The following is a 23580-nucleotide window of genomic DNA, read 5'->3' as shown; positions in this document are numbered from 1 at the left end:
CGGCGGCCCACGTCCGGTTCAGCGGGCGTGGGTGAGCCGCTCGCGGAGGAACCGCCGGATCGCGTGGTTGACCGTGTCGGCATGGGTCATGGTGACCGCCAGGCGGGCGCCGGTGATCTCCACATAGGTGGAGTGCGCCAGGCCGCGGCTGAGCTGGCGAGCGCGATGGCGCGCGATGCCGGAATCGGTGGCGTGGATAACCAGTGCGGGGCAGGTGATTTCGCCCAGGCGGTCGAGCACCGAGTCGCGTGCGAGCAGGCAGCCGGCGGCGACCTCGATACCGCGGCGGTCGCGGGCCAGCCAGCGTTTGGTCCACACCTCGCGGTACCCGTCGTCGTCGCCGATCAACCAGTGCGCCAATTGGTTTACCGCCCGCTGCCGGGAATCCTCGTCGTACCACTCGTCCAGGAACTTGAGGGTGGCGGTGGACTGCTCGGGGGTGTGGCCGTGCGCCTCGGTGCTGATCAGGATGAGCGCGGAAACCCGTTCCGGCGCAATGAGGGCCGTGCGCAGGGCGGTGAAGCCGCCCTGCGCGGTGCCGCCGATGACCGCCCGCTCGGCGCCGAGCTGGTCCAGGACGGTCAGCGCGTCCCGCGCGGCGGTCCAGTAGGTGAAGGGCAGGCCCTGGTCGGTGGTGCGGCCGTGGCCGCGCGCGTCCCATGACACGATGCGGAATTCCGGTGCCAGCGCGGCCGTTTGGGACGCGAACATGGTGCGGTCCATGAAGAACTCGTGGGCGAGCAGCACCACCGGACCGTCACCGCCGCTGTCCTCGTAGTGGATGTCGGCGTCTATCGCACGGGCGAATGGCACGAGCAGAGGATAACCAGCGCCGCCCCGGTACGCGGTGGGATTTGCTGCGCTGCTGCTCTCGGTCCGGCCCTGGATCGATGAGTGGGCTGTATCACGTACCCGAGCTGGACCACTGCCCCCCACGGGCGCGCGGACGCGCCGCTCTAGACTATGGCGGTGGCAGATTCCCAGAGACCGGTCCTCGTCGTCGACTTCGGTGCCCAGTACGCCCAGCTGATCGCTCGTCGAGTCCGCGAATCGAGCGTCTACTCCGAGGTGATCCCGCACACCATGTCGGTGTCGGAGATCGCGGAGAAGCAGCCGCTCGCGGTGATTCTGTCCGGCGGCCCGTCCAGCGTGTACGCCGACGGCGCGCCGCAGCTGGACGCGAAGCTGTTCGACCTCGAAGTCCCCGTCTTCGGCATCTGCTACGGCTTCCAGGCCATGGCCCAGGCGCTCGGCGGCACCGTCGCGCACACCGGCACCCGGGAGTACGGCCGCACCGAGTTCAAGGTCGACGGCGGTTTGCTGCACGGTGGCCTGCCCACCACCCAGCCGGTGTGGATGAGCCACGGTGACGCGGTCACCGAGGCGCCGTCCGGGTTCGAGGTCACCGGCACCAGCGCGGGCGCGCCGGTCGCCGCGTTCGAGGACCGGGCCCGTCGCCTGGCCGGCGTGCAGTACCACCCGGAAGTGCTGCATTCGCCGCACGGCCAGCAGGTGCTCAGCCGCTTCCTGCACGAGATCGCCGAGATCAAAGCCACCTGGACGCCCGCCAATATCGCCGACTCGCTGGTCGCGCAGGTGCGCGAGCAGGTCGGTGACGGCCACGCGATCTGCGGCCTGTCCGGCGGCGTGGACAGCGCCGTCGCCGCCGCGCTCGTGCAGCGCGCCATCGGTGACAGGTTGACCTGTGTGTTCGTCGACCACGGTCTGCTGCGGGCGGGGGAGCGCGAGCAGGTCCAGCAGGATTTCGTCGCCTCCACCGGCGCCAAGCTGGTGACTGTCGACGCGGTCGACAAGTTCCTCGGTGAGCTGAAGGGTGTCACCGATCCGGAGGAGAAGCGCAAGATCATCGGCCGGGAGTTCATCCGGTCGTTCGAGGAAGCCGTGGCCGGTGTGGTCGCCGAGCACGGCGCCGCCGACGGCGTCGCGCCGAAGGTCGAGTTCCTGGTGCAGGGCACGCTGTATCCGGACGTGGTGGAATCCGGCGGTGGCACCGGCACCGCGAACATCAAGTCGCATCACAATGTCGGCGGGCTGCCCGACGACCTGGAGTTCGATCTGGTCGAGCCGCTGCGGCTGCTGTTCAAGGACGAGGTCCGCGCGGTCGGCCGGGAACTGGGCCTGCCCGAGGAAATCGTTGCGCGCCAGCCGTTCCCGGGGCCGGGTCTGGGCATCCGCATCATCGGCGAGGTGACTCTGGAACGGCTCGAGCTGTTGCGGCAGGCCGATGCGATCGCGCGTGAGGAACTCACCGCCGCCGGACTCGACAAGTCCATCTGGCAGTGCCCTGTGGTGCTGCTGGCCGATGTCCGCAGCGTCGGCGTCCAGGGCGACGGTCGCACCTACGGCCACCCGATCGTGTTGCGCCCGGTGTCCAGCGAGGACGCCATGACCGCCGACTGGACGCGCCTGCCCTATGAAGTGCTGGAACGCATTTCGACCCGGATCACCAACGAGGTGGCGGAGGTCAACCGCGTAGTGCTCGATGTGACGAGCAAGCCGCCGGGCACCATCGAATGGGAGTGATCCTCCGGTAGACATGCGAAAGGCCCGCCTCCCGGGGCGGGCCTTTCGCTATTCGGTTGGTCTAGCGGCGTTTCCGTGGCGAGAGCACCAAGAGGACGCCGATGACAATCGCGGTGATCACCAGGATCCAGCCGAAGGAGATCGCGCCGCTGACCGGCATCGTGGCCGGGCCGATCAGGCCCCAGGCACTGACCGCGAGGGCCAGCAGGCCGACTATCAGTAGCGACGGGGAGAATCCGCGCTTGGTTTCGGGCTGATCAGCCACGGGACACCTCCACTTGCCCGATCCGCATATCCACATTCAGGCGGAGCACCGGTGCGTCGGGGGTATTCGGGCCGGTGATGCCCGGGGGACAGTCGACTTTGTCACTTATCTTCACGGTGCACTTGGCGTCGACGGTCATGTCTTGCGGCAGAAGGACTCTGACATCGCCCGTCCCCACCTTCACGTCCACCGTGCGGCTCTCGGTCAGCTTCAGCGAACGCAGGTCCAGCGTTGCCGTGCCGATCGACAGGGCGTACTCGGGCTGCAACTCGCTCACGGACTTCGGGGCCCAAGCGCGGTCGCCGATGGTGGCGCCGTCGATCGGGCCGATCAGCGACGCCAGGACGACGAAACCGGCGAGCGGGGCCGTCACCACCAGCAGGCCGGCGCCGCGGCGGAGGAACGCGCCGACCACCAGGCCGAGGCCGACCACGGCCAAGGCGATCGCGGCGATCCGCCCAGGGGTCATCCATTCCACGCCGGAGACCGCGGCCGCGCCGGCTCCGGCGGCGGCGAGGATGGCCAGGCCGAGCACGGTGGGGGTGAGCCGGGAGCGGGGGCGCTTCTGCGGCGGAGCGACGACGGTACGGGCCGGTGCGGGCTCGGGCAGATCCCAGGCCAGCGGCGCGACGCCGAGCGGGTCCCAGGACGGCGGAGTGACGAGGCCGGGAGGGGCCGGGCTCGGTGTCCGCGTGGGCAGGAACTCGGGAGCGCCTGCGCTGGAACCGGATTCGCTCGGCGCATGCTGCTCGAACAGTGACGGCGACGTGCTCGACGCGCTCGCGTCTTGCCCTGAATCATCGGCGTCCGGCTTCGAGATGTCCACTGCGGCAGTGGAATCGACGCGTGTTTCGCTCTTGTCCAGCAGGACGGTGGGCTGATCGTCGGAGGCGGGTGCGGCGTTCTCGACCGGCTTGTCCGGCACGTAGGCGTCCGGAAGTTTGGTGTACGGCGAGTACACCGGCATGACATCGGAGTAGTAGTTCCCGGTGGTCGGGAACGCGGTGCCGGGGTAACCGGTCGCGGTCAGCCCGCCGCCGGTACCGAAATCGAAGTCGCTGTCCAGCGCGCTGGTGCCGGGCGGCGGATTCGGCACCCGCATGTGCAGCATCCACCAGCCCGCCAGCATCAGCGCCAAGCTGATGATCCCGGACCCGGCCAGGCCGGAACTGAACGGGCCCATCGAACTGACCGCGATGCACAGCGCCACGATCAGCACGATGGTCTTGGTGTGCGACTGCGAGCTCTCGCCCTTGCCGAAAAGCCCTTCGGCACGCGATGATTCGCCGCCCGGCGAGCTCAGCAGCAGCCAGCCCAGCAGGTACAGCACGATCCCGGCGCCGCCGAACATCGTCGACACCACGAACGCGACCCGGACCAGTACCGGGTCGATGTTGTACCGCCTGCCGAACCCGGCCGCGACACCGGCGACCGGGCCCTGCCGCGGCAGTCGGACGGGGCGGGTCTGCCACATCTGCCGGAGCTGATCGCCGAAGCTCGTTTTCGTCATGCCCTCCATGGTGGCCGGGACCATAGCTTCGGCGCATCGGGGTGAACCCTGAATCCGGTCCCGATCTCCGGGGTCGCCCGGCGAGCGGGACCCTCGGGGCCGCGCAAAGCCCTGCGGCAGCAGCCGTTCGGCACCACTGGATGCAGTGTGATCTACTACACTCTGTAGTCTTCAATCCATGGCTCTATGGCTCATCCCCGTCTCTTCTGTCGTCAGCTGCGTCGTCATCGCGGGGCTGTTCTCCATCGGATTCCCCAAGGAGTGATCCGGACGTACCGCACCGCCTGATCAGAAGACGATCGGATCCCCGTAGACCGCGCCGTTGGTCGTGGCTTCCGGGGATTCCACGTCGATGGTCGTGAAAGGGCGGATGGTCAAGGGCCCGCCGCAGCCCTCCACGAGCAAGTGGAAATCGCGGCTCATCACATAGCCGGTCCGGTTGCCGGACAGCTCCCTGACACCGGTCTCGATCCGTTTGATCACGCCCGGCGTGATTTCCAGGTCCAGGTCCATCGAGGCCGAGATCTCCGGGCCGATGCCGGCGTCCAGGCTCGACTCCAGCGCGTCGGGGCTGCCGCCGGCACCCAGGGTGACGCCCGCGTCGAAGCCCGCGCCCGCGTGCGCTCCGAAGGTCAGGTCGATGCCGACCACACAGCCGACCAGGTAGCCGGATTTCAGCGTGGCCGTACCCAGGCTGTCGACGCGGCCGTATGCGGTGTTGTTCAGGAACACCTCCCGCGTGGTCGGCACACCGTTCTGTGGCGCCACCGGATGCGCCGCCATATCGGTGTGCCCCACGGTGAATCCGAATCCGGTGGGTGTGGCGTAGTTGTTCTCGTGGGCCGGGTAGCCGAAGGCGTTGGCGGGTGCGGCTCCGAAAACGGCCCCGGCCACAGCGATCCCGGTAAGCATGACGGCGGCGGACTTGATGGACATGATTTCCTCCCCTGCGGTCGCTCCGGTCGCGGAGCGGGGCCGGTTGTTTCGTGGCCCGGAGAAAACGTAGGAGCCCGGACCGGGATCGGGCCGGGGCCTGGAGGCTCATGCGTGTGCGAAACCACAGGTGGCGGTGGTCGTCGCGAGTTATCCGGACCGGAGCGGCCGAACAGGCGGATACGGCCGCCGCGGTCCGGTCCGGACAGCCGAAGATCAGGGTGATTCCTGATGCTGGCTGTCGGTGTGGCGTGCCAGTATCGAAGGCATGTACCCGTCCATGCCCGCGTTCGACGCTGCCCGAAGTGCGGACCCGCGCGGCAAGCCGACGCTGGTGTTTCATGCCGGGGCGGAGCAGCCGAAATTGGAGCGGCGCTCGGGTGGGCGGATCGTCGGCGGGGTGGCCGGCGGTATCGCCGATCATCTCGGGCTCGACGCGTTCAAGGTGCGGATGGCCTTCGTCCTGCTGTCCGCGCTGGCCGGAGCGGGCGTCGTCGCCTACGGGCTGCTGTGGATCTTCACCCCCGGTGGTTCGGATGAGGTGAAACCCTCCGGGACGGAGCGGCGGCGGTCGATCGGGCTGGCGCTGCTCGGACTCGGGCTGACCATCGCGGTGTCCTGGCTGATGAACGGGACCATGGCGGCGAAGGTGATCGTGCCGATCATCGTGGTCGCGGTCGGTGCGGCGCTGGTGTGGCGCGAGTACGACACCGACGGCCCGCGCTCGTTGCTCGGGCTGCCCGCGCGCTCCTCGGTGGTGACGTGGGCGCGCATCGTCGCCGGGGCCACCATGATCGTGGCCGGGCTCGGTGTGGTGGTGCTGGCCCGGATCGATTTGAGCTCGCTCGGTTCGGCGCTGATCGCGGTGGCGGTGACGCTGGTCGGTGCGGGTCTGCTGACGGTGCCGCTGTGGCTGCGCATGATGCGGGCGCTGAATACCGAACGCGCCGCGCGCATTCGCAACGAGGAGCGTGAGGAGATCGCTTCCCACCTGCACGATTCGGTGCTGCAGACGCTCGCGCTGATCCAGCGTCAGGCCGCCGACCCGCAGGAGGTGACCAGGCTGGCCCGCAGCCAGGAACGCGAGCTGCGGAAGTGGCTGTTCGAGGATCCCGGCCCGGCGGAGTCGAGTCTGGCCGCCGCGCTGCGCACCATCGCCGGTGAGGTGGAGGACCAGCACGGGGTGAAGGTGACTCCGGTGACCGTCGGCGACGTCTCGATGGACACCGACGACAGCGGAAACGGTTTACCGAAGGAACATTTCACGGCGCTGCTCGGCGCGAGCCGGGAGGCGCTGGTCAACGCGGCCAAGCACGCCGGGGTGCCGGAGATCGACCTGTTCGCCGAGGCCGAACCGCACCAGGTCAGTATTTTCGTGCGTGATCGCGGCGCCGGGTTCGATGTGCACGCGGTGGCACAGGACCGGCAGGGTGTGGCGAAGTCGATTCGCGGACGGATCGAGCGCCGCGGCGGTCAGGTGGAGATCCTGTCCAATCCGGGGCGCGGCACCGAAGTGCGAATCATCATGCCGCGCACCGATTCCGGGGTGGCCGAAGAAGCCGATGCGGCGAGTTCCGAGGGCGTGCCGGAGTTCTCGCCCATCTCCGCCGACGCGCCGACCGCGCGTATCGCGCGTCCGGTCCCCGGCGAGTAGCGCCGCGAGTGTGATACCGATGGAATGCCGGCCGGGCTCGGCCGGTGTAGTCCGGTGGGTTGGTCCACGGGTGAGGAGAAGCAGGTGACCGTGCGGGTTTTTCTCGTCGATGATCACGCCGTGTTCCGGTCCGGTGTGCGGGCGGAACTGAGTCGCGAGGCGGATATGGAAGTGGTCGGCGAGGCCGGTGGGGTGGCCGAGGCGATCGCCGGGATCAAGGCGACCACGCCGGATGTGGTGCTGCTCGACGTGCATATGCCCGACGGCGGCGGGGTCGCGGTGCTGCAAGGTATCGAGGCCTGGGGCGAAGCCCCGGAACAAGCGCAGGCCGGGGCCGCGAGCGTACGCCCGGTGTGCTTGGCGCTCAGCGTCTCCGATGCCGCCGAAGACGTGATCGCCGTGATCCGCGCGGGCGCGCGCGGGTACGTCACCAAGACGATCTCGGGTTCTGAGCTGGCCGCCGGCGTCCGCCGGGTGGCGGGCGGGGACGCGGTGTTCAGTCCGCGACTGGCCGGTTTCGTGCTCGACTCCTTCACCGGAAAGTCCCCGGTCCCGGAACCGCCGCTGGATCCCGAGCTGGATTCGCTGACACCCCGCGAACTCGAGGTGCTGCGCCTGCTCGCTCGCGGCTACACCTACCGCGAAATCGCCGAAAGTTTGTTCATCTCGGTGAAAACCGTGGAAACCCACGCCTCCAACGTGCTCCGCAAAACCCAGCAGTCCAACCGCAACGCACTCACCCGCTGGGCGCATCGCCGCCGCATCGACTAGAGCGGCCCGGCGCCTCCCGCTGCAGTGCCGACGAGGGGTTGCGGACATGCAGGCCGATTGTCGGCCCAGACGATCACCTCGGTCGGCAGCGCGGCCTTCCTCACATGAGCGCGATGACGATCGCGATGAGGAGGACGAGGCCGACGAGCAGGCCGATGGCGATCACCAACGGCGCGTTGCTGGTCTGCGGGGGTTTGCGGCCGAGGGGGCGCTGACTAGTGGATCGCTGGCCGGTCGGCTCCGGCTGCGCGTTCGTCTGCTGGCGGTGCGGGCGGGGTAGCGGGGCCGCATGCGGGCTGCGTACGCCGGACGCGGAATTGCGGGTCGCCCATGCCGGAATGGTGCCGTCTTCGGCGCGCACCGGCGCGCCGAGAATGTAGGGCCCGGTGCCGGGACCGAAGGCGGCGGTGAGGATTTCGTCGCGCGCCTCCGCCATGGTGGGGCGGCGCTGCGGCGCCGGTTCCATCATGTGCAGCAGCGCGTTGGTGAGCACCCCGCAGCGCTGCGGCGGAATGATCTGCGCCATCGCGGCCCGCTCGACCAGGACGTTGGCGTCCTCGTCCAGACCGAACGGCGGCTGACCCTCGATCGCGGTGTACAGCGTCGCGCCGAGTGAGAAGACATCGCTGGCCTCGGTCGGCTGCGCGCCGCGCGCCACCTCCGGCGGTAGATACGCGGGGGTGCCGGTGATGACGCCTTCGGGTTCGTCGGAGAGTTCGCCCGCGCCCCGGGAGATACCGAAGTCGCTGAGTTTGGCCATGCCGACGGCCGGACCCCGGTCGGCCACAAGGATATTGCCCGGTTTGATGTCGCGGTGCGTGATGCCCACGGCGTGCGCGGCGGCGAGTGCGTCGGCGACCTGCGCGCCCATCTGCGCCACCTCGATGACCGGGAGCGTCTCGAACACCGCCATCGCCTTGGCCACGCTGCGCGAGGGCAGATGCTCCATCACCAGCCAGGGTTCGCCGGCTTCCAGCGCCACGTCGTAGACGGCGATGGCGTGGTCGTGCGACAGTTTCGCCGCGACCCGGCCCTCATGCATGATCTGGTTACGGATCTCGGTGGCCTGGCGTTCGTCCAGCCCGGCCGTGGAAAGCACCTGCTTGATGGCGACGTCGCGATCGAGCAACCGGTCGTGCGCCAGCCAGACCGCGCCCATACCGCCGCCACCGAGCTTCGATTGCAGACGGTAGCGGCCGGCGACCAGATAGTCCGGGCCGACGATGGGTCGGGGGCGCTCGATCATGGGTTGCAGGGTATCCGACGCGGCGACCTCCGTACTCGCCGAACCGTGATAAGGCGAAACGTGCCAAGTGATTTCAAACCCAACTGACCAGTTTTCTGGCAACCGCCGCCTCCCGGCACACCCCTGCCCGCTCGGCGTCTGCCGCCACGGTTCCCATGCCTCCGCCTCTGAGCTCGGATAACGACTCTGGGCGGTCCGTCCGCGCGACACGCTGTAGTTGTCACCAGCTGTGGCCGCCGACCACGCTCCTTCGGGAGTGCTACAGGCGATGGTTGTCACCGGTCCTTCGCGCCCGGGTGACCCACTCCAGCGGGAGTTGGATTGCCACCCCAAACGTTTACGGCCAATCCTGGCCGCTTGTGTGAGTTAGGTCACCGGAACGGGGTGGAACCGGTTGTGCCGCAAGGGCGTCGAATCCTAGTGGTGAACAACTTGCGATGCAGATGTTTGGCTGTTGTGTGCCGCAGTTGTGATCAGATGTTCTGTGCTGGGGCGATACTCCACCGAATGCTTTGGGAGCTACCATGACGAATCGCGTCAGAATCACCGCTGAAGCGCTCGCGCTGAACCCCGTTGAACGGCACGGCTATCCAGGCCGCACCATACGGAGTTACATCGAGGAATTCGGCGGCTCTTGGGAGGGCGCGCTGTCCGACCCATTCGGCAGTTCTCATCGGGTGTCGCTCGAGCCTCTCAAGGACTACAACCCTGAGATGTATTTGAAGATCCAGTTCGTAGTTTCCCGAGATAATGAGGATTTCGATCCCGACTACAGCGATGCGGTCGTGCTCAAAGAGTACGACCTCCCCGCCGGTGTCGAACTTCATCAGTAGACGGCGAGGCTTTGCGTGGAGCGGACCGACTCTACGCAAAGCCTGCACCTATATCGAGGGATGGGCAGAATTGTCGCTGCCTACCGCGAAGGCGATCGCCTCTGGTTTGAGCGGAATGCAGGCTGGTTGTCACCGATAGGGGGAGTGGCGGCTGGACTGGCTTTGCCGATGCCGGCGGTGGGGCCAGATGAGGACGGGTTGGTGATCGATGGAGATCAGCCGACTTGTTGGACGGCAAGCTGTTCCGTGGGCTGGGGAGGTGACAGCGCCGGTTCGGGTGCTGGTGACCTTGCCGCTAGACGGGTGCGCTTCGGTGCGGCGGTTTTCCTGGGCGCGTATACGGCGGCATTGTTCTGGACTGCAATACATGGTGAGCGCGGCGGTGGGTTCGAGTCGTTGGCCGGGGCACCGCTGTTGATGATGCTCGATTTTGCTTGGTGATCTGGTCGAAGTTGGCGTAGCCGATGCGGTTGAGGTTCGCCATTGCTGAAGGCCCGCGTGGGCATGTTCCTCATTGCCTGGGGGAGATGAATTCGGGCAGATGGTCGATCGATGTTCGCCCTGTTGAGCGAATCAGACCGCGCGATGAGGGGGAGTTCGCTGCGACGTCGCGGGTCACCGGTTTGGGGGGTATGCGGCGGTGACTTGGGGGCGGCGGCCTGCGTTGGCGGCGGTGGACACGCTGTCGTCTCAGTGGCTGGCTGATCCGCTGGGAATGACGGACATGCTGCTGAGTGCCGCGGCGGGGACTTGCCGGTCGAGGTGCTGGCCACGGCGACAGGCGCCGGTGGGCGTCCGCATGTGACGACCTGTAGTCCCACACGCTTGACGGATTCGGGGGGTGGGTTTCTACTGGAGTAGGTATCGAACGTATATTCGATATGAATCGATAGCTGGATCGGTGCTGGCTGGTCCGCTCGCTTCGCCCAGTCCATCGTGGGAAGTAGGTGGTTGTGATGGGTTCGGACGCGCGCGTGGGGGAGACACAACAACAGAAGCTGGCTGAACTCCGCCGGAAAATGGCCGCTATACCTGGTCGCGGGGAATCCGCTGTCGAGCGGGCGCCGCACGCCGCCGAACTGCGCCGGGAGGCGCTGCCGGTCCCCGCCGCGCTTGCGGAGCTGTTGCCGGACGGCGGCCTGGTCAAGGGCTCGGTGGTGGCCTACGCGGGTGCCCGCTCGCTGCTCGCCGGTTTGCTCGCCGCGGTCACCGAGGACGGCGGCCATGCCGCGGTGGTGGGCCTGCCCCGCTTCGGCTTGCTCGCCGCGGCGGAGATGGGGGCCGACTTGGCGCGTCTCGCGGTGGTCGCCGAACCCGGGCCGGATCCCATCGAGGTTGCCTCTGTGTTGCTGGACGGCTTGGATCTGGTTGTTCTCGGTCTCGACGGCGGTTCCGTCGCGCCCGCCCGCGCCCGCGTTCTCGCTGCCCGCGCCCGCAACAAGGGCGCCACTCTCGTGGTCACCGACGGCGCCTGGCCCAACCCCGCTCTGCGCATCGACGCCCGCATCGCCGGCTACGTCGGACTCGGCACCGGCCACGGCCGCCTGCACTCCCTGACCCTGGAAGTCGCGGTGCGCGGCAAGACCGGCACACCCCGCCACGGCCACCTCGATCTGCGCCCCACCGCCGGCCGCGTCCAATGGTTCCCCCAGCAAACCGACGCCCACCACACTGAACTCCCACTCCGCGCCCGAGGCGCCGCCTCATGACACCCGTCACCTTGTCGACCACCCGCGCATTCCCGGTGCGCCGAGCAAATTCCCGCACTTCTCCTCAGCTGCTGTATCGAACTACGCAGCTGCTGTGTCGAGCTTCCCGGCTGCTGTGCCGAGCTACGCAGCTGCTGTGCCGAGCTACGTTGCCAGTACCCGCGTGCGCCGAACGCTGTGGACTGTCGTTAAGCGCGCTTCCCCTCGTAACTTTTCGAGGCCCAATCCTTCAGCGTGCAGGTGGCACGAGCAGCGGGAAGCCGGACGTTCGCGTCGGCACCAGTGCACCAAGTGGTGACGCCGGTGCTGTGGAGCGCGCTTTCGCTCGGAAGTCTCGTGTCCCGAGATTGCCTGTGCGGCAGGGTGTTTCGTGTGCAGACCAAGTTCGATCCGCCGCGTGAGCGGCGGGGAGCGGGTGGGCGCGCGGGTGGTGGCGGTGTGGTGTCTGGATTGGCCTGCGGTGGCGGCTGCGGCGATGGCGGAGTTGCCGGCGACGCGGCCGGTGGCGGTGTTGTACGGGAATCAGGTGGTGGCGTGTTCGGCGGTGGCGCGGGCCGAGGGGGTGCGGCGTGGGTTGCGGCGGCGGGAGGCGCAGGCGCGGTGCCCGGAACTGTTTCTGGTGCAGGCGGATTCGGATCGGGACGCGCGGTTGTTCGAGCCGGTGGTGGCGGCCGTGGACGAGACGGTGCCCGGGGTGGAGGTGCTGCGGCCGGGGTTGCTGGTGCTCGGGGCGCGTGGTGCGGCAAGGTTTTTCGGGTCCGAGGAGGCGGCGGCTGAACGGCTCGTCGACGCGGTGGCCGCGGTCGGGGTGGAAGCGCAGATCGGGATCGCCGACGAGTTGTCCACGGCGGTGATCGCGGCCAAGCGGGCCGCGATCGTGGCGCCGGGGGAGGGGGCGGCTTTTCTCGCACCGCTGCCCATCGGCGAGCTGGCGGTGGAACCGAGCCTGGCCGCACCGGAGCGTCATGAACTCGTAGATCTGCTGCATCGCTTGGGTTTACGCCGCATCGGCGACTTCGCGGCGCTGACCGCCGCCGATGTCGCCTCGCGGTTCGGCCGGGACGCGGTGCTGGCGCATCGCTGTGCCCGCGCCGTACCGGAACGCCCGCCCTCCGCACGCCGTCCACCGCCGGAATTGCACGTGGAGTACCGCTGCGATCCGCCGATCGATCGGGTCGACGCCGCCGCCTTCGCCGGCCGGATGCTGGCCGCCCGGCTGCATGCCGTGCTGTCGGCCGCGTCGGTGTCCTGCACGCGCCTGTCGGTGTACGCGGAAACCGAAGCGGGCGAGCAACTCTCCCGGATCTGGCGTTGCGCGGAACCGCTGACCCCGGAGGGCACCGCCGACCGGGTGCGCTGGCAACTCGACGGCTGGCTGACCCGCCGCGACCGTCCGACCGCTCCCCTCACTCTGTTGCGCCTGGAACCCGTCGAGATCGCGCAGGCCGGCACGCTCCAGCTCGGCCTGTGGGGCGGGGTCGGCGAGGAAACCGAGCGCGCGCGCCGCGCCCTGATCCGCGTGCAGGGGCTGCTCGGCGGCGAGGCGGTGCGCTTCGGCGTGCTCAGCGGCGGCCGCGGCCCCGCCGAACGCATCACCATGGTGGTGCTGGGTGACGAACCGGTCCCCGCCGCCGACCCGGATCAGCCCTGGCCCGGCAGCCTCCCGCAACCGGCTCCCGCCATGCTCCTGCTGAACCGCCCCGCGGTCCTGCTGCAAGCGGCCGACGGCACCCCGGTCCGGATCACCGATCGGGGTCTGTTCACCGCACCTCCGGCCCGGCTGACCTGGGGCAGTCGCCACTGGCCCCTGGCCGGCTGGGCCGGGCCCTGGCCCATCGACGATCGCTGGTGGACCCCCGACTCCACCGTCACGGCCCGCGCCCAGGTCCAACTCGACGGCGCCCCCTCCGATACCCGCGTTCTCTTACTCATCTACCGCGCCGACACCTGGCACGCCGAAGGCATCTACGACTGACGCGACCAGACCAGCGCGAGCGAGAAGGGCTGGCCGCGCAGCTCGGACCATTTGGGTTTGGCGGCGAGCCAGGTGTCGTCCACCACGGCTTCGGTGATCTCGGTGAGGACCCAGCCCGCGTTCAGGGCCGCGGTCAGGTGTTCGCTGAGCAGGTGCAGATGGGTGCTGATCGCCACTGGCTCGCCCGAGTCGGGCGTGTAGTGCGTGGGCATGCCGGTCACCATGATGAATTGCGGGTGGTAACTGACCATGACGCAGGTGCCGCCGGGGGCAGCCAGCCGCCAGGCTTCGGCATAGAACGGGGCCAGATCGGGCAGATGCTCATCGATCAGGGAGGCGATGACCAGGTCGTAGGCGCCGCTGGTGAGTCCGGTGGCGCGCACATCCGCCTGCCGGAGCGAGGTGTGCACGCCGCGGTCGTGAGCTCGCTCCAGCATGCCCGCGCTCATATCGACGCCGTCGATGTGCGAGATGCCTTGCCGGGCCAGCCACTGCGCGGTGCGGCCGGTCCCGCATCCGAGGTCCGCGGCTCGTCGCACCTGCGTCCAGCGCGGTTGCCGTAGCCGGTCCAGCAACGCCAGGTCCATCGAGTCCAGCACGGTCCGGTCGTAGGTCGGCGCCCACCCGTCGTATCCGGTGGCTACATCCACGGTCGGATAATTGCGTCGATCGAAATCCGCGAAAGTCGGCATCTCGGCAGTATTTCGTGAATCCCCAGCGGTCGCCATGAATTTACCCGGCGGCGGCAGCCGATCGGGGTCTTTCGAGACCAGCCGGGTAACCCTGGGGGCGGCCTGTGATGCCCGACAAATCCTGGGCAAGGGGCGGACAACTGTCAGTATCCTCGGACATCGTGGAGCTGACTCGGGATGTGGTGCTGGGAGGGGTGCGGATCGCGTATCGCGATTCGGGTGCGTCCTGCCCGGTGCCGCCGGACGGGGGCGGCGAGGTCCCGGTGGTGCTGGTGCACGGGATGGGCGGCGACGGCTACACCTGGGATCGGTTCGCGCGGAAATTGCTGCGTGCTGGGCGGCGGGTGATCATTCCGGATCTGCGCGGGCATGGACGCAGCGCGCACACCGAGTCCTATCTGTTCGGCGAGTTCGGCGCCGATGTCCTGCGGCTGGTCGACCACCTCGGGGTGCGTTCGGTGGACCTGGTGGGTCATTCGCTGGGCGGCTACGCGGTGTCCTGTATCGCGCAGGAGCGGCCGGGCCTGGTGCGGCGGCTGGTCATGGAGGAGTGCCCGCTGCCCCTGCGTTCCGGCGACGAGCAGCAACCGCTGACCCGCCGGTTCCCGACCGTGCCTGAGCTCTGGCATGCCACCACCAGCGTGGTCCGGCATCCGCGTGCGGTGCTGGCCTTCGATCGCACCATGACGCGCACCGCGCTGGAGCAGTTCCGCAAACCCAACCCCGAGTGGTGGGATCGGCTGGCCGACATCACCGCGCCGACCCTGGTCCTGCGCGGCGGGCCGGGCGGGATGGTCGATCCGGTGAAGCTGGCCGTGCTGAGCGCGGCCATCCCGGACTGCACCGTCGCCGATTTCACCTGCGGTCACAGCATCCACCGCGACCGGTACCGCGAGTTCAAGCACACGGTGCTGCCGTTCCTGAACCAGCCGGTGCCCGGCCGGGCCGGCTTGTCGGCGTGAGCAAGCCCGGGTCCTACAGTGAAACCGTGAACTTCGAGGGTCTGACCTGCTCCGCGGCCGCCGCGATCGACGTTCCGTTGCCCGGCACCGCGACCCGGGTCGGCGGCTGGCTGTGCATCGAACAGCCGGGCGCCTGGGGGCGTGATGTGATCGGCGACGAGGTCCTCGGCCCGGAGATCACACCCGAACTGGCGGCCCGCACCGCCGCCGCGCACGTCCGTCCGACCTTGATCCGCCGACCTGGCCGCAACGAATTCACCGGCACCCGTACGGTGCTGATCGCCAATTCCCGTCCCGAGGGTTCCTGGTGTGAACGTTTCCAGATCACTGATCTGAAGCAGTTGCTCGACATCGACCTGCATCTGCTGAGCGGCCCGCCCCCGGGAATCGGTGCGCGCGTGCACGATCCGGTGATTCTGGTATGCGCGCACGGCAAACGCGACCAGTGCTGTGCGCTGCTGGGCCGCCCGATCGCCGCCGATCTGGCGACCGCATACCCCGAGCGGGTGTGGGAGTGCTCGCATACCGGCGGGCATCGCTTCGCTCCCGCGATGGTGCTGCTGCCGACCGGTCTGACCTATGGCCGCGTCGATACCGAATCCGCCACGGCGGCAGTCGAAGCCGCCCGTCGCGGTGCCATCTCGTTGACCGGTTTCCGTGGCCGCAGCGGCCACAAACCGATCGAGCAGGTCGCGGAAATCGCTGTCCGCGAACAGCATCCGGACGCTCTCGACGCCCTTACCGTGCGCCTTGAAACCGATTCCACCACAACCGATCCCACCGTGGCGGGCACAGCGGTGGTCACGCACCGCGACGGCCGCCGCTGGCGGGTAACCGCCCGCACCGTGGCCTTCGCCCCGCGGCAGGCCAGCTGCGGCGCCGCACCCAAACCCGTCACCGCGCTAATCGCCGACCCGATCCAACCTCTCGCCTGAGCGCAAAGGGCCGACGCCACCGCACGAATCGCCGAGTCTTCGCTCAGTCGGCGGGCGCGGACCGCTTGGCGATGGCGGTGATCGGCGCGGACTCCATCCGTTCGATGCCCTCGATCGTGCCGATCCGGTCCGTCAGATAGTCGAACAGGGCGGCGGCGTTCCGGCAGACCACGATGGCCAGCAGGTTGTGCGCGCCGGTGGTCGCACCGGCGAAAGCCACTTCGGGATGGCCGGCCAGCATCCGGGCCACGCCGGAAAGCCGCGCGGGTGCGACGTTCAGCCACAGCAGCGCGTGCACCGGAAAGCCGAGGGCGGCGGCATCGATTTCCACGTCGAACCGCACCACGCGCTGGCGGCGCAGTTCGTCCAGGCGGCGCCGGACCGCGGATTCGGACCAGCCGACCGCCTGGGACAGGCTCGGATAGTCGGCGCGACCGTCCCGCGCCAGGGCGGGAAGCAGCCGCCGGTCCAGATCGGTCAACGAGATCGCTTCGGCCACACCCGGTTCCGGCGGGCCGAGTGCGGCCACCTGCTCGGCGGAAAGCGCGCTGGTCCGTCCGCGCCAGCGCAGCTCGGTGAGATGCCGCAGCAGCCGCTGGGTGTCGACCGCCAGCACCTGCGAATGCCTGGACAACGCTGGCAGCGGCTGCTCCCCGTCGACCCGGAGGATGGTCATCACTTCCGCGCCGCCCGCCAGCACGGTCACCCACGCGGTATCCGGCCGGCGCGCCAGGTCGCGGGCCACGATGTTCGCGCCGCCGGCCCGGACACGCAAGCGCACCAGCCATTCCGACTGGCCGATGCGATAACTGTCGGGTACCCCGCACACCCGCGCCAGACCCCGCGCGCGCAGCCGGGCGAACCGCCGCGCGATGGTGCGGTCGGAGACCTCGAGCACCTCGGCGATCCGGCTGAACGGCGCGCGCCCGTCGACCTGCAGCGCGTGCAGCAACGCCAGGTCGACGGTATCCAGCCTGACCGAATCCACCAGCACAGGCTACGACAGTGCCGGATACCGGCGTAGCCACCGATTGTCGTGGACGTGTGGTCGGCGCGCCGCCGAGGATCGCTGCCGTGACCAATGGCATCAACGGCTTTCACCACACCGGCATCCTCACCCGCGATCTCGACGAGCTCGAGCGCCGCTACGCGTCGTTCGGCTTCACGCTGAGCCCACGCTCCCGGCACTTGCTGAGCGCGGGCCCCGGTGCACCGCCGGTCCCGGGCTGCACCGCGAATCGCTGCGCGCTGTTCGAGGATTCCTACATCGAACTGCTCGGCATAGTCGATGACACCGCGCCCGATCCCTGGCATACCCGGGCGATAGCCGCGGAATACGAGGGTTTCCGCCTGCTGAATCTCGACACCGCCGACGCCACCGCCGCGAATGACCTGCTGCGCGGCGCGGGTTTACGGACCTCCGGGGTACTGGATCTCGAACGCGAAGTCGACACCGCGGATGGTCCGCGCGTCATGCGGGCCCGTGCGGTGCACGTCGATCCGGAGTCGACACCGGAGGCACGCCTGGGCCTGGCGCAGCACCTCACTCGCGAATATGTGCACCAGCCGCGCTATCTCGGCCATAAGAACGGCGCACGCGGCATCGGTGCGGTGCTGATCGTCGCCGCGGCAGCCGAGTCGGCCGCGATCGTCGACAGGTACGCGCGGCTGGCAGGTCGTCGCCCCGTGCGGGAGGGTGCGCGCACGGTGCTGCAAATTGGTTCGGCCCGAATCGAATTCGTCGATTCCGCCGATGTCGAGGACGTGCTGCCAGGCGAGCCGGCGCCCGCCGCCTCGTACCTCGCCGCGATGACGATTCGCGTCGAGGATCCCGAGCGGGCGCGCGAGATCGTCGAAAGCGGCGGTACCGCAACGCGTCCCGCCGACGGCGGGTTCTTCGTCTCAGCCCGGGACGCCGGCGGGGCCGGGCTGTTCTTCACCGGCTAGATCACTGATTCTCAGGAGACACCTCATGTTCGACACTGTGCTTTTGCTCGCGGTCCCGGCCTTGCTGTTCCGTGCTCTCGGCGCCTTCGGAGTAGGCCGGTTCGCTAGTTGGCGTTCCAGCGCCATCCACGGCTTGGCGGTGCTGCTGCTGATGACCGGCAGCGCGCACTTCGTGCCCGACAGTGTGACGGTGATGCCCAGCCACGACGACCTGGTCGCGATGGTGCCCGGCTTCATGCCCTTCGCCGACTTCCTCGTCTACCTGACCGGAGTCGTCGAATTGGCCGGGGCCATCGGCCTTTTGATACCGGCGACCCGGCCTGTCGCCGGCATGGTGCTCGCGCTGTTGTTCGTGCTGATGCTGCCCGCCAACATCCACGCGGCACTCGATGACATCCCGCTCAACGGTGATCCGGCGACCCCGCTGTGGTTCCGGATTCCGGAGCAGATCGGGTATATCGCCCTCGCGCTGTGGGGATCCGGGGCGGTGTCCGCGCGCACTCGTCCCGAGATGCGCGTGGCGTAGAAAGACCGAGCCCGTCGCCCCCTGCGCGACGGGCCCGGAGTCACCAGTGGGTGCCGGGTACCCAGCGGGCGGCACGGCGTAACGCGGTGCCGGTCATCTTGCGCGCCGCGGACTGCGGGCGCGGCGCCGATTCCGGTTGCGGCGCATCGGCTTCGGTGTCCTCGGGGGTGGGCTCGAGCTGTTCGCCCTTGGCGGCGGGGGAGTCGGGCAGCGCACGGTAGTAGCGGTGCAGGATGCGATCGCGGATCTTCGGCGTGACCAGCGCGCCGTATTCGGCGAGGGTGCCCAGCGGCACGTCGATGCGCTTGGGCCGCTCGGTGAGGGCGCGCACGATCGTGGCGGCGGCCCACTCGGGCGATTCCGAAGGTCCCTGCGCGCCGCTGGGGGTGATCATCGGGGTGCGCACCAGCGGCATGTGGATGGTGGTGAAAGTGACTCCGTCGGCCATGGTTTCGACCGCGGCCACCTCGGTGAACTTGTCCAGCGCGGCCTTGCTGGCCAGGTAGGCGGAGAACCGCGGCGTCGCGACCTGTACTCCGGCACTGCTGATCTGGACGATGTGGCCGAACTTGCGTTCCCGCATCTGGGGCAGCAACGCCAAGGTCATCCGCAGCGCGCCGAAGTAGTTGACCGCCATGGTGCGCTCGAAGTCGTGCATCCGGTCGGTGGAGCGGTGGATGGCGCGCCGGATGGACCGGCCCGCGTTGTTCACCAGCATGTCCACGTGACCGTGCTCGTCCAGGATGGTCTTGACGACGTGGTCGACGGAGTCGCTGTCGGTGACGTCGCACTGGTACGCGTGGGCCTGGCCGCCTGCCGCGCGGATCTCCTCGACGACGCCCGCGAGTTCGTCACCGCGGCGCGCGAGCAGGAAGACGGTGGCGCCCTTGGCGGCGACGGCCAGCGCGGCGGCTCGGCCGATGCCTGAGGACGCGCCGGTGATCAGGACGTGCCTGCCGGTCAGATCACGGCGGTTGCGCCGCTTTCCGCCGGCCTGGTCAGCGTGTGTCATCGCTGCTCCTTCGCAGATCGAATGGGCACGAACTTACTCTGAAGTAAGTTTACCCGGCAAGTGAGCCCGCCCACATTTCGGGCCGGTCGCGAAAGGTTCGCCATCCTGTTCGAATCATGCTCGAAACCCTCGAACATATGTGCGATACTTCTGCGCATGGCGGACGATCGGATGGCGGAAATCTTTGCCGCGGTGCGGCTCGGCAGCGACGACCCGAAGGCGGCACGGCTCGCCCTCGAACAGTTGTGGTCCGAGCTGAGCTCACCCACCCCGTCGGCTACGCCTCCTACCGACTCCCAGCGCCCCGCCGGAGACCCGTTGCAGCGCTGCGTGATCGCGCATCACTTGGCCGTCCTGCAGGAGGCCGACGCCGACGCGCTGATCTGGGATCAGCGCGCCCTGGCCGCGGTCTTCGGTCCCGGCACCCCGCTGGACGAGGGTCTGCGCTGCTTTCTGCCCTCGCTGTATCTTAATCTGGCCGACAGTCATCGCCGCTGCGGCGACTTCGAAACCGCCCGCATGCAGCTGACCATCGCGCGCGGCCATCTCGCCGTCCTGGTCTACGACGCCTACGGCGCGATGATCCGCTCGGGCCTGGACCGGGTGGAGGCCGCGCTCGACGCCGGCTCCACCGCGCGCCTGCCGAACGGGAACGTGCGTCGATGAGCGGGTCGGGGAGGTGAGCAGCTGGGGAAACGGCCCGCCGAGCTGGGCGGAGATGGAGCGGGTGCTGTCCGGTAGGCCCAAGCCGGCGGCGACCACCGCGGGAGACGGCGGCGACAGCCCGGCCTGGTCGCGCAAGCGCGGCGAGTATCAGGCCGAGCCGATAGCGCGGCCGGACGGCCCGACGGTGCCGTACGCCGAATTGCACGCGCATTCGGCGTACAGCTTCCTGGACGGCGCGAGCCAGCCCGAGGAACTGGTCGAGGAGGCGGTGCGGCTCGGGTTGGAGGCGATCGCGCTCACCGACCACGACGGTTTCTACGGGACGGTGCGCTTCTTCGAGGCGGCCAAGGAATGGAACATGCCGACCGTGTTCGGGTCGGAGCTGTCGCTCGGGACCGGGTCGCGGTCGGGGAAAACCGCGGGCGGACATGCCGCCGCACCGGATTCCGCGCCACGCACCGGCGCGCCGGATCCCGCCGGTCCGCATCTGCTGGTGCTCGCCCGCGGTCAGGAGGGTTACCGCCGGCTCTCCCGGGAGATCGCCGCCGCGCATCTGGCGGCGGGGGAGAAAGGCATCCTCCGCTACGACCTGGACACCCTCACCGCCGCCGCGGGCGGGCACTGGCACATTTTGACCGGCTGCCGGAAAGGCCATGTGCGCCAAGCGCTGGAACATGACCTGGGGGCGGGCGAGACTCGGCTGCCGCGGGCCGAGGCGGCGCTGCGGGATCTGATGGAACGCTTCGGCGCCGATCGGGTGAGCGTGGAGCTGACCCACCACGGCATCCCCACCGACGACGAGCGCAACGCCTACCTCATCGCCCTCGCCGACCGCTGCGGCCTGCCCGTCGTGGCCACGACCGGAGCGCATTTCGCGGCGCCGCCGCAACGCCGCCGCGCCATGGCCCTGGCCGCGATCCGGGCCCGCTCCAGCCTGGACGACATCGCCGGGTGGCTCGCGCCCACCGGTGGCGCACATCTGCGCTCCGGCGCGGAGATGGCGCAGTTGTTCGCGGCCGGGGCCGGGCGGGCCGGATTGCAGGCGGTGTCGAATGCCGTTGCGCTGGCCCGGGAATGTGCCTTCGATCTCCGGTTGATCGCGCCGAAGCTGCCGCCCTTCGACGTGCCGTCCGGCCACGACGAGAACTCGTGGCTGCGCGCGCTCACCCTGCGCGGCGCGGCCGAACGCTACGGCCCGCCGGAACGGAACCCGCGGGCCTACCGGCAGCTCGAGCACGAGCTCGCGGTGATCGCCGAGCTCGGCTTCCCCGGTTACTTCCTGGTGGTGCACGACATCATCACCTTCTGCAAGCAGAACGACATCCTCTGCCAGGGCCGCGGCTCGGCCGCCAACTCCGCGGTCTGCTACGCCATCGGCATCACCAATGTCGACCCGGTCGCCAACGAATTGCTGTTCGAACGCTTTCTCTCCCCGGAACGCGACGGCCCGCCCGATATCGACGTGGACATCGAATCCGATCGCCGGGAGGAGGCGATCCAGCACGTCTACGCCAGATACGGCCGCGATTACGCCGCCCAGGTGGCGAACGTGATCACCTATCGCGGCAAGTCCGCCGTGCGCGATGCCGCACGCGCGCTGGGCTTTTCGCCGGGCCAGCAGGACGCGTGGAGCAAACAGGTGAGCCGTTGGACCGGCGTGACGGAGGAAACCGACACCGACATCCCCGCCGAGGTGCTGAGCCTGGCCGGCGAGATCGAGGGTCTGCCGCGGCATCTCGGCATCCATTCCGGCGGCATGGTGATCTGTGACCGTCCCATCGCCGATGTCTGCCCGGTGGAATGGGCCCGCATGGCCAACCGCAGCGTGCTGCAGTGGGACAAAGACGATTGCGCGGCAGCGGGTTTGGTGAAGTTCGACCTGCTCGGCCTGGGCATGCTCTCGGCGCTGCACTACATGATCGACATGGTGCGCGAGCACGAGGGCAAGACCGTCGAACTGCACCGGCTCGACCTGACCGAGAAAGCCGTCTACGACATGCTGTGCCGCGCCGACTCGATCGGCGTCTTCCAGGTGGAGTCCCGCGCCCAGATGGCGACGCTGCCCCGGCTCAAGCCCCGCACCTTCTACGACCTGGTGGTGGAGGTCGCGCTCATCCGCCCCGGCCCCATCCAGGGCGGCTCGGTGCACCCCTATATCCGCCGCCGCAACAAGCTCGAGAAGGTGCGCTATGAGCATGCGGCGCTGAAGAATTCGCTCGAGCGCACGCTCGGTGTGCCGCTGTTCCAGGAACAGCTCATGCAGATGGCGGTCGACGTGGCCGGATTCTCCGCCGCCGAAGCCGACCAGTTGCGCCGCGCCATGGGTTCCAAGCGCTCACCGGAACGTATGGAGCGCCTCAAAGAGCGTTTCTACCAGGGCATGCGGGACCAGCACGGCATCACCGGCGAGGTCGCCGACCGCATCTACGAGAAGCTCTACGCTTTCGCGAATTTTGGTTTCCCGGAAAGTCATTCGCAGAGTTTCGCCTCGATCGTGTTCTATTCGGCCTGGTTCAAACTGCATCATCCGGCCGCGTTCTGCGCCGGCCTGCTGCGTGCGCAGCCGATGGGCTTCTACTCCCCGCAGTCACTGGTCGCCGACGCCCGCCGGCACGGGGTGCCGGTGCACGGCCCCGACATCAACGCCAGCCTCGCCGAGCCCACCGTGGAGAACCGCGGCAAGGAGGTGCGGCTCGGTCTGGCGGCGGTCCGTCACATCGGCGCGGAACTGGCCGAGAAGATCGTCGCGGCCCGCGCGCGGGGCCCGTACACGTCCTTCCTCGACCTGACCGGGCGGGTGGAACTCACTGTCCCGCAAGCGGAATCGCTCGCCACCGCCGGTGCGCTCGGTAGTCTGGGGATCACCCGCCGGGAGGCGCTCTGGGCCGCCGGTGCCGCCGCGGGCGAACGACCGGACCGGTTGCCGGGCACCGGCGCGGCTGTCACCGCCCCCGCGCTGCCCGGCATGAGCGACCTGGAACTCGCCGCCGCCGACGTGTGGGCGACCGGCGTCTCCCCGGGCAGCTATCCGACGGAATTCCTGCGTCCGCGACTCGACGCCCTCGGCGTCCTCCCGGCCGATCGACTGCTGTCGGTCCCCGACGGTTCCCGGGTTCTGGTGGGCGGCGCGGTCACCCACCGGCAGCGGCCCGCCACCGCCGCGGGCGTCACCTTCCTCAATCTCGAGGACGAGACCGGCATGATCAACATCGTCTGCTCGGTCGGCCTGTGGACTCGCTACCGTCGCCTCGCCCAATCCGCCCCCGCCCTGCTCATCCGCGGCCGGGTGCAGAACGCCGAGGGCGCGGTCAGCGTGGTCGCCGAACACCTCCAGCGACTGGATCTCCGGATCGAAGCCAAGTCCCGCGACTTCCGTTGAAAACCTGGTTCCACACCGGTT

General features: G+C 69.0%; 20 protein-coding genes. 12 read left to right on the top strand and 8 right to left on the bottom strand.

Annotated elements, in window-relative coordinates; translation table 11 throughout:
• Positions 1 to 18: 18 nt before the first annotated feature.
• The gene (locus tag BJ987_RS01060) at positions 19 to 813 is read right to left on the bottom strand and encodes an alpha/beta fold hydrolase (protein ID WP_209883821.1); all 795 of its coding nucleotides are present in this window, start codon (positions 811 to 813) and stop codon (positions 19 to 21) included.
• A 150-nt stretch (positions 814 to 963) separates the two neighbouring features.
• Here BJ987_RS01060 and guaA point away from each other — a divergent pair, with 150 nt between their 5' ends.
• Complete coding sequence (guaA, locus tag BJ987_RS01055) at positions 964 to 2544, top strand: glutamine-hydrolyzing GMP synthase (protein WP_209883819.1); 1581 nt, start codon at positions 964 to 966, stop codon at positions 2542 to 2544.
• A 61-nt stretch (positions 2545 to 2605) separates the two neighbouring features.
• Here guaA and BJ987_RS01050 read toward each other — a convergent pair whose 3' ends face one another.
• From BJ987_RS01050 to BJ987_RS01040, 3 genes are all read right to left on the bottom strand, one after another.
• The gene (locus BJ987_RS01050) at positions 2606 to 2809 is read right to left on the bottom strand and encodes a hypothetical protein (RefSeq protein ID WP_209883817.1); all 204 of its coding nucleotides are present in this window, start codon (positions 2807 to 2809) and stop codon (positions 2606 to 2608) included.
• Entirely contained in the window at positions 2802 to 4328 is a 1527-nt protein-coding gene (locus BJ987_RS01045; RefSeq protein ID WP_209883815.1) for a PspC domain-containing protein, read from the bottom strand. Before BJ987_RS01045 ends, BJ987_RS01050 begins: the two co-directional genes overlap by 8 nt.
• A 279-nt stretch (positions 4329 to 4607) precedes the next feature.
• The gene (locus BJ987_RS01040; RefSeq protein ID WP_209883813.1) at positions 4608 to 5255 is read right to left on the bottom strand and encodes an MspA family porin; all 648 of its coding nucleotides are present in this window, start codon (positions 5253 to 5255) and stop codon (positions 4608 to 4610) included.
• Between the two features lie 265 nt (positions 5256 to 5520).
• Here BJ987_RS01040 and BJ987_RS01035 point away from each other — a divergent pair, with 265 nt between their 5' ends.
• Positions 5521 to 6906: an ATP-binding protein gene (locus BJ987_RS01035; RefSeq protein WP_209883811.1), complete on the top strand. Its 1386-nt coding sequence runs from the start codon at positions 5521 to 5523 to the stop codon at positions 6904 to 6906.
• A 90-nt stretch (positions 6907 to 6996) separates the two neighbouring features.
• Entirely contained in the window at positions 6997 to 7677 is a 681-nt protein-coding gene (locus tag BJ987_RS01030; RefSeq protein ID WP_307869872.1) for a response regulator, read from the top strand.
• A gap of 100 nt (positions 7678 to 7777) precedes the next feature.
• On the opposite strand, the gene BJ987_RS01025 is transcribed toward BJ987_RS01030, so the two are convergent.
• On the bottom strand, positions 7778 to 8923 hold the full coding sequence (locus BJ987_RS01025; protein ID WP_209883807.1) for a serine/threonine-protein kinase: 1146 nt from the start codon (positions 8921 to 8923) through the stop codon (positions 7778 to 7780).
• A gap of 524 nt (positions 8924 to 9447) precedes the next feature.
• Between BJ987_RS01025 and BJ987_RS01020 the strand changes: the two genes are divergently transcribed.
• The 3 genes from BJ987_RS01020 (at position 9448) to BJ987_RS01010 (ending at position 13440) form a co-directional block, all read left to right on the top strand.
• Entirely contained in the window at positions 9448 to 9756 is a 309-nt protein-coding gene (locus BJ987_RS01020) for a hypothetical protein (RefSeq protein WP_209883805.1), read from the top strand.
• Between the two features lie 956 nt (positions 9757 to 10712).
• On the top strand, positions 10713 to 11465 hold the full coding sequence (imuA', locus tag BJ987_RS01015) for a DnaE2-dependent mutagenesis accessory factor ImuA' (RefSeq protein WP_209883803.1): 753 nt from the start codon (positions 10713 to 10715) through the stop codon (positions 11463 to 11465).
• Positions 11466 to 11940: 475 nt separating this feature from the next.
• A complete protein-coding gene (locus tag BJ987_RS01010) occupies positions 11941 to 13440 on the top strand; it encodes a DNA polymerase Y family protein (protein ID WP_209897684.1) in 1500 nt (499 codons plus the stop codon).
• Here BJ987_RS01010 and BJ987_RS01005 read toward each other — a convergent pair.
• Positions 13431 to 14132 (bottom strand): class I SAM-dependent DNA methyltransferase, encoded by a 702-nt coding sequence (locus BJ987_RS01005; protein ID WP_209883801.1) that lies wholly within the window; start codon positions 14130 to 14132, stop codon positions 13431 to 13433. The two genes, BJ987_RS01010 and BJ987_RS01005, sit on opposite strands and share 10 nt — an antisense overlap.
• A gap of 161 nt (positions 14133 to 14293) precedes the next feature.
• On the opposite strand from BJ987_RS01005, the gene BJ987_RS01000 reads away from it, so the two are divergent.
• Both BJ987_RS01000 and BJ987_RS00995 read left to right on the top strand, forming a co-directional pair.
• Positions 14294 to 15094, top strand: coding sequence for an alpha/beta fold hydrolase (locus tag BJ987_RS01000; protein WP_307869396.1), 801 nt, complete (start codon positions 14294 to 14296; stop codon positions 15092 to 15094).
• 26 nt (positions 15095 to 15120) lie between these two features.
• Positions 15121 to 16029, top strand: coding sequence for a ferredoxin family protein (locus BJ987_RS00995; protein ID WP_307869395.1), 909 nt, complete (start codon positions 15121 to 15123; stop codon positions 16027 to 16029).
• A 43-nt stretch (positions 16030 to 16072) separates the two neighbouring features.
• Here the strand turns inward: BJ987_RS00995 and BJ987_RS00990 are convergent, their stop codons facing one another.
• Positions 16073 to 17017: an Lrp/AsnC family transcriptional regulator gene (locus BJ987_RS00990; RefSeq protein WP_209883797.1), complete on the bottom strand. Its 945-nt coding sequence runs from the start codon at positions 17015 to 17017 to the stop codon at positions 16073 to 16075.
• A gap of 86 nt (positions 17018 to 17103) precedes the next feature.
• Here BJ987_RS00990 and BJ987_RS00985 point away from each other — a divergent pair, with 86 nt between their 5' ends.
• Both BJ987_RS00985 and BJ987_RS00980 read left to right on the top strand, forming a co-directional pair.
• Positions 17104 to 17976 (top strand): VOC family protein, encoded by an 873-nt coding sequence (locus tag BJ987_RS00985; protein ID WP_307869394.1) that lies wholly within the window; start codon positions 17104 to 17106, stop codon positions 17974 to 17976.
• A gap of 25 nt (positions 17977 to 18001) precedes the next feature.
• Positions 18002 to 18502: a DoxX family protein gene (locus tag BJ987_RS00980; protein WP_209883795.1), complete on the top strand. Its 501-nt coding sequence runs from the start codon at positions 18002 to 18004 to the stop codon at positions 18500 to 18502.
• A 40-nt stretch (positions 18503 to 18542) separates the two neighbouring features.
• On the opposite strand, the gene BJ987_RS00975 is transcribed toward BJ987_RS00980, so the two are convergent.
• Complete coding sequence (locus BJ987_RS00975) at positions 18543 to 19514, bottom strand: SDR family NAD(P)-dependent oxidoreductase (protein WP_209883793.1); 972 nt, start codon at positions 19512 to 19514, stop codon at positions 18543 to 18545.
• Between the two features lie 156 nt (positions 19515 to 19670).
• Between BJ987_RS00975 and BJ987_RS00970 the strand changes: the two genes are divergently transcribed.
• Positions 19671 to 20180, top strand: a complete 510-nt coding sequence (locus BJ987_RS00970) for a hypothetical protein (RefSeq protein WP_209883791.1) — start codon at positions 19671 to 19673, stop codon at positions 20178 to 20180.
• Between the two features lie 52 nt (positions 20181 to 20232).
• Positions 20233 to 23559 (top strand): error-prone DNA polymerase, encoded by a 3327-nt coding sequence (locus tag BJ987_RS00965; protein ID WP_209897679.1) that lies wholly within the window; start codon positions 20233 to 20235, stop codon positions 23557 to 23559.
• The last annotated feature ends 21 nt before the right edge of the window (positions 23560 to 23580 follow it).

It is taken from the genome of Nocardia goodfellowii, from assembly GCF_017875645.1.
In the GTDB taxonomy this organism is placed as follows: Bacteria; Actinomycetota; Actinomycetes; order Mycobacteriales; family Mycobacteriaceae; genus Nocardia; species Nocardia goodfellowii.
This window is presented reverse-complemented; position numbering and strand designations above follow the sequence as displayed.

Excerpts from the sequence above, each read along its gene's own strand:
- guaA (WP_209883819.1), top strand. The coding sequence starts at position 964 with ATGGCGGTGGCAGATTCCCAGAGACCGGTCCTCGTCGTCGACTTCGGT.
- BJ987_RS01045 (WP_209883815.1), bottom strand. The coding sequence starts at position 4,328 with ATGGAGGGCATGACGAAAACGAGCTTCGGCGATCAGCTCCGGCAGATG.
- BJ987_RS01040 (WP_209883813.1), bottom strand. The coding sequence starts at position 5,255 with ATGTCCATCAAGTCCGCCGCCGTCATGCTTACCGGGATCGCTGTGGCC.
- BJ987_RS01035 (WP_209883811.1), top strand. The coding sequence starts at position 5,521 with ATGTACCCGTCCATGCCCGCGTTCGACGCTGCCCGAAGTGCGGACCCG.
- BJ987_RS01025 (WP_209883807.1), bottom strand. The coding sequence starts at position 8,923 with ATGATCGAGCGCCCCCGACCCATCGTCGGCCCGGACTATCTGGTCGCC.
- BJ987_RS01020 (WP_209883805.1), top strand. The coding sequence starts at position 9,448 with ATGACGAATCGCGTCAGAATCACCGCTGAAGCGCTCGCGCTGAACCCC.
- imuA' (WP_209883803.1), top strand. The coding sequence starts at position 10,713 with ATGGGTTCGGACGCGCGCGTGGGGGAGACACAACAACAGAAGCTGGCT.
- BJ987_RS01010 (WP_209897684.1), top strand. The coding sequence starts at position 11,941 with ATGGCGGAGTTGCCGGCGACGCGGCCGGTGGCGGTGTTGTACGGGAAT.
- BJ987_RS01005 (WP_209883801.1), bottom strand. The coding sequence starts at position 14,132 with ATGCCGACTTTCGCGGATTTCGATCGACGCAATTATCCGACCGTGGAT.
- BJ987_RS00980 (WP_209883795.1), top strand. The coding sequence starts at position 18,002 with ATGTTCGACACTGTGCTTTTGCTCGCGGTCCCGGCCTTGCTGTTCCGT.
- BJ987_RS00975 (WP_209883793.1), bottom strand. The coding sequence starts at position 19,514 with ATGACACACGCTGACCAGGCCGGCGGAAAGCGGCGCAACCGCCGTGAT.
- BJ987_RS00970 (WP_209883791.1), top strand. The coding sequence starts at position 19,671 with ATGGCGGACGATCGGATGGCGGAAATCTTTGCCGCGGTGCGGCTCGGC.
- BJ987_RS00965 (WP_209897679.1), top strand. The coding sequence starts at position 20,233 with ATGGAGCGGGTGCTGTCCGGTAGGCCCAAGCCGGCGGCGACCACCGCG.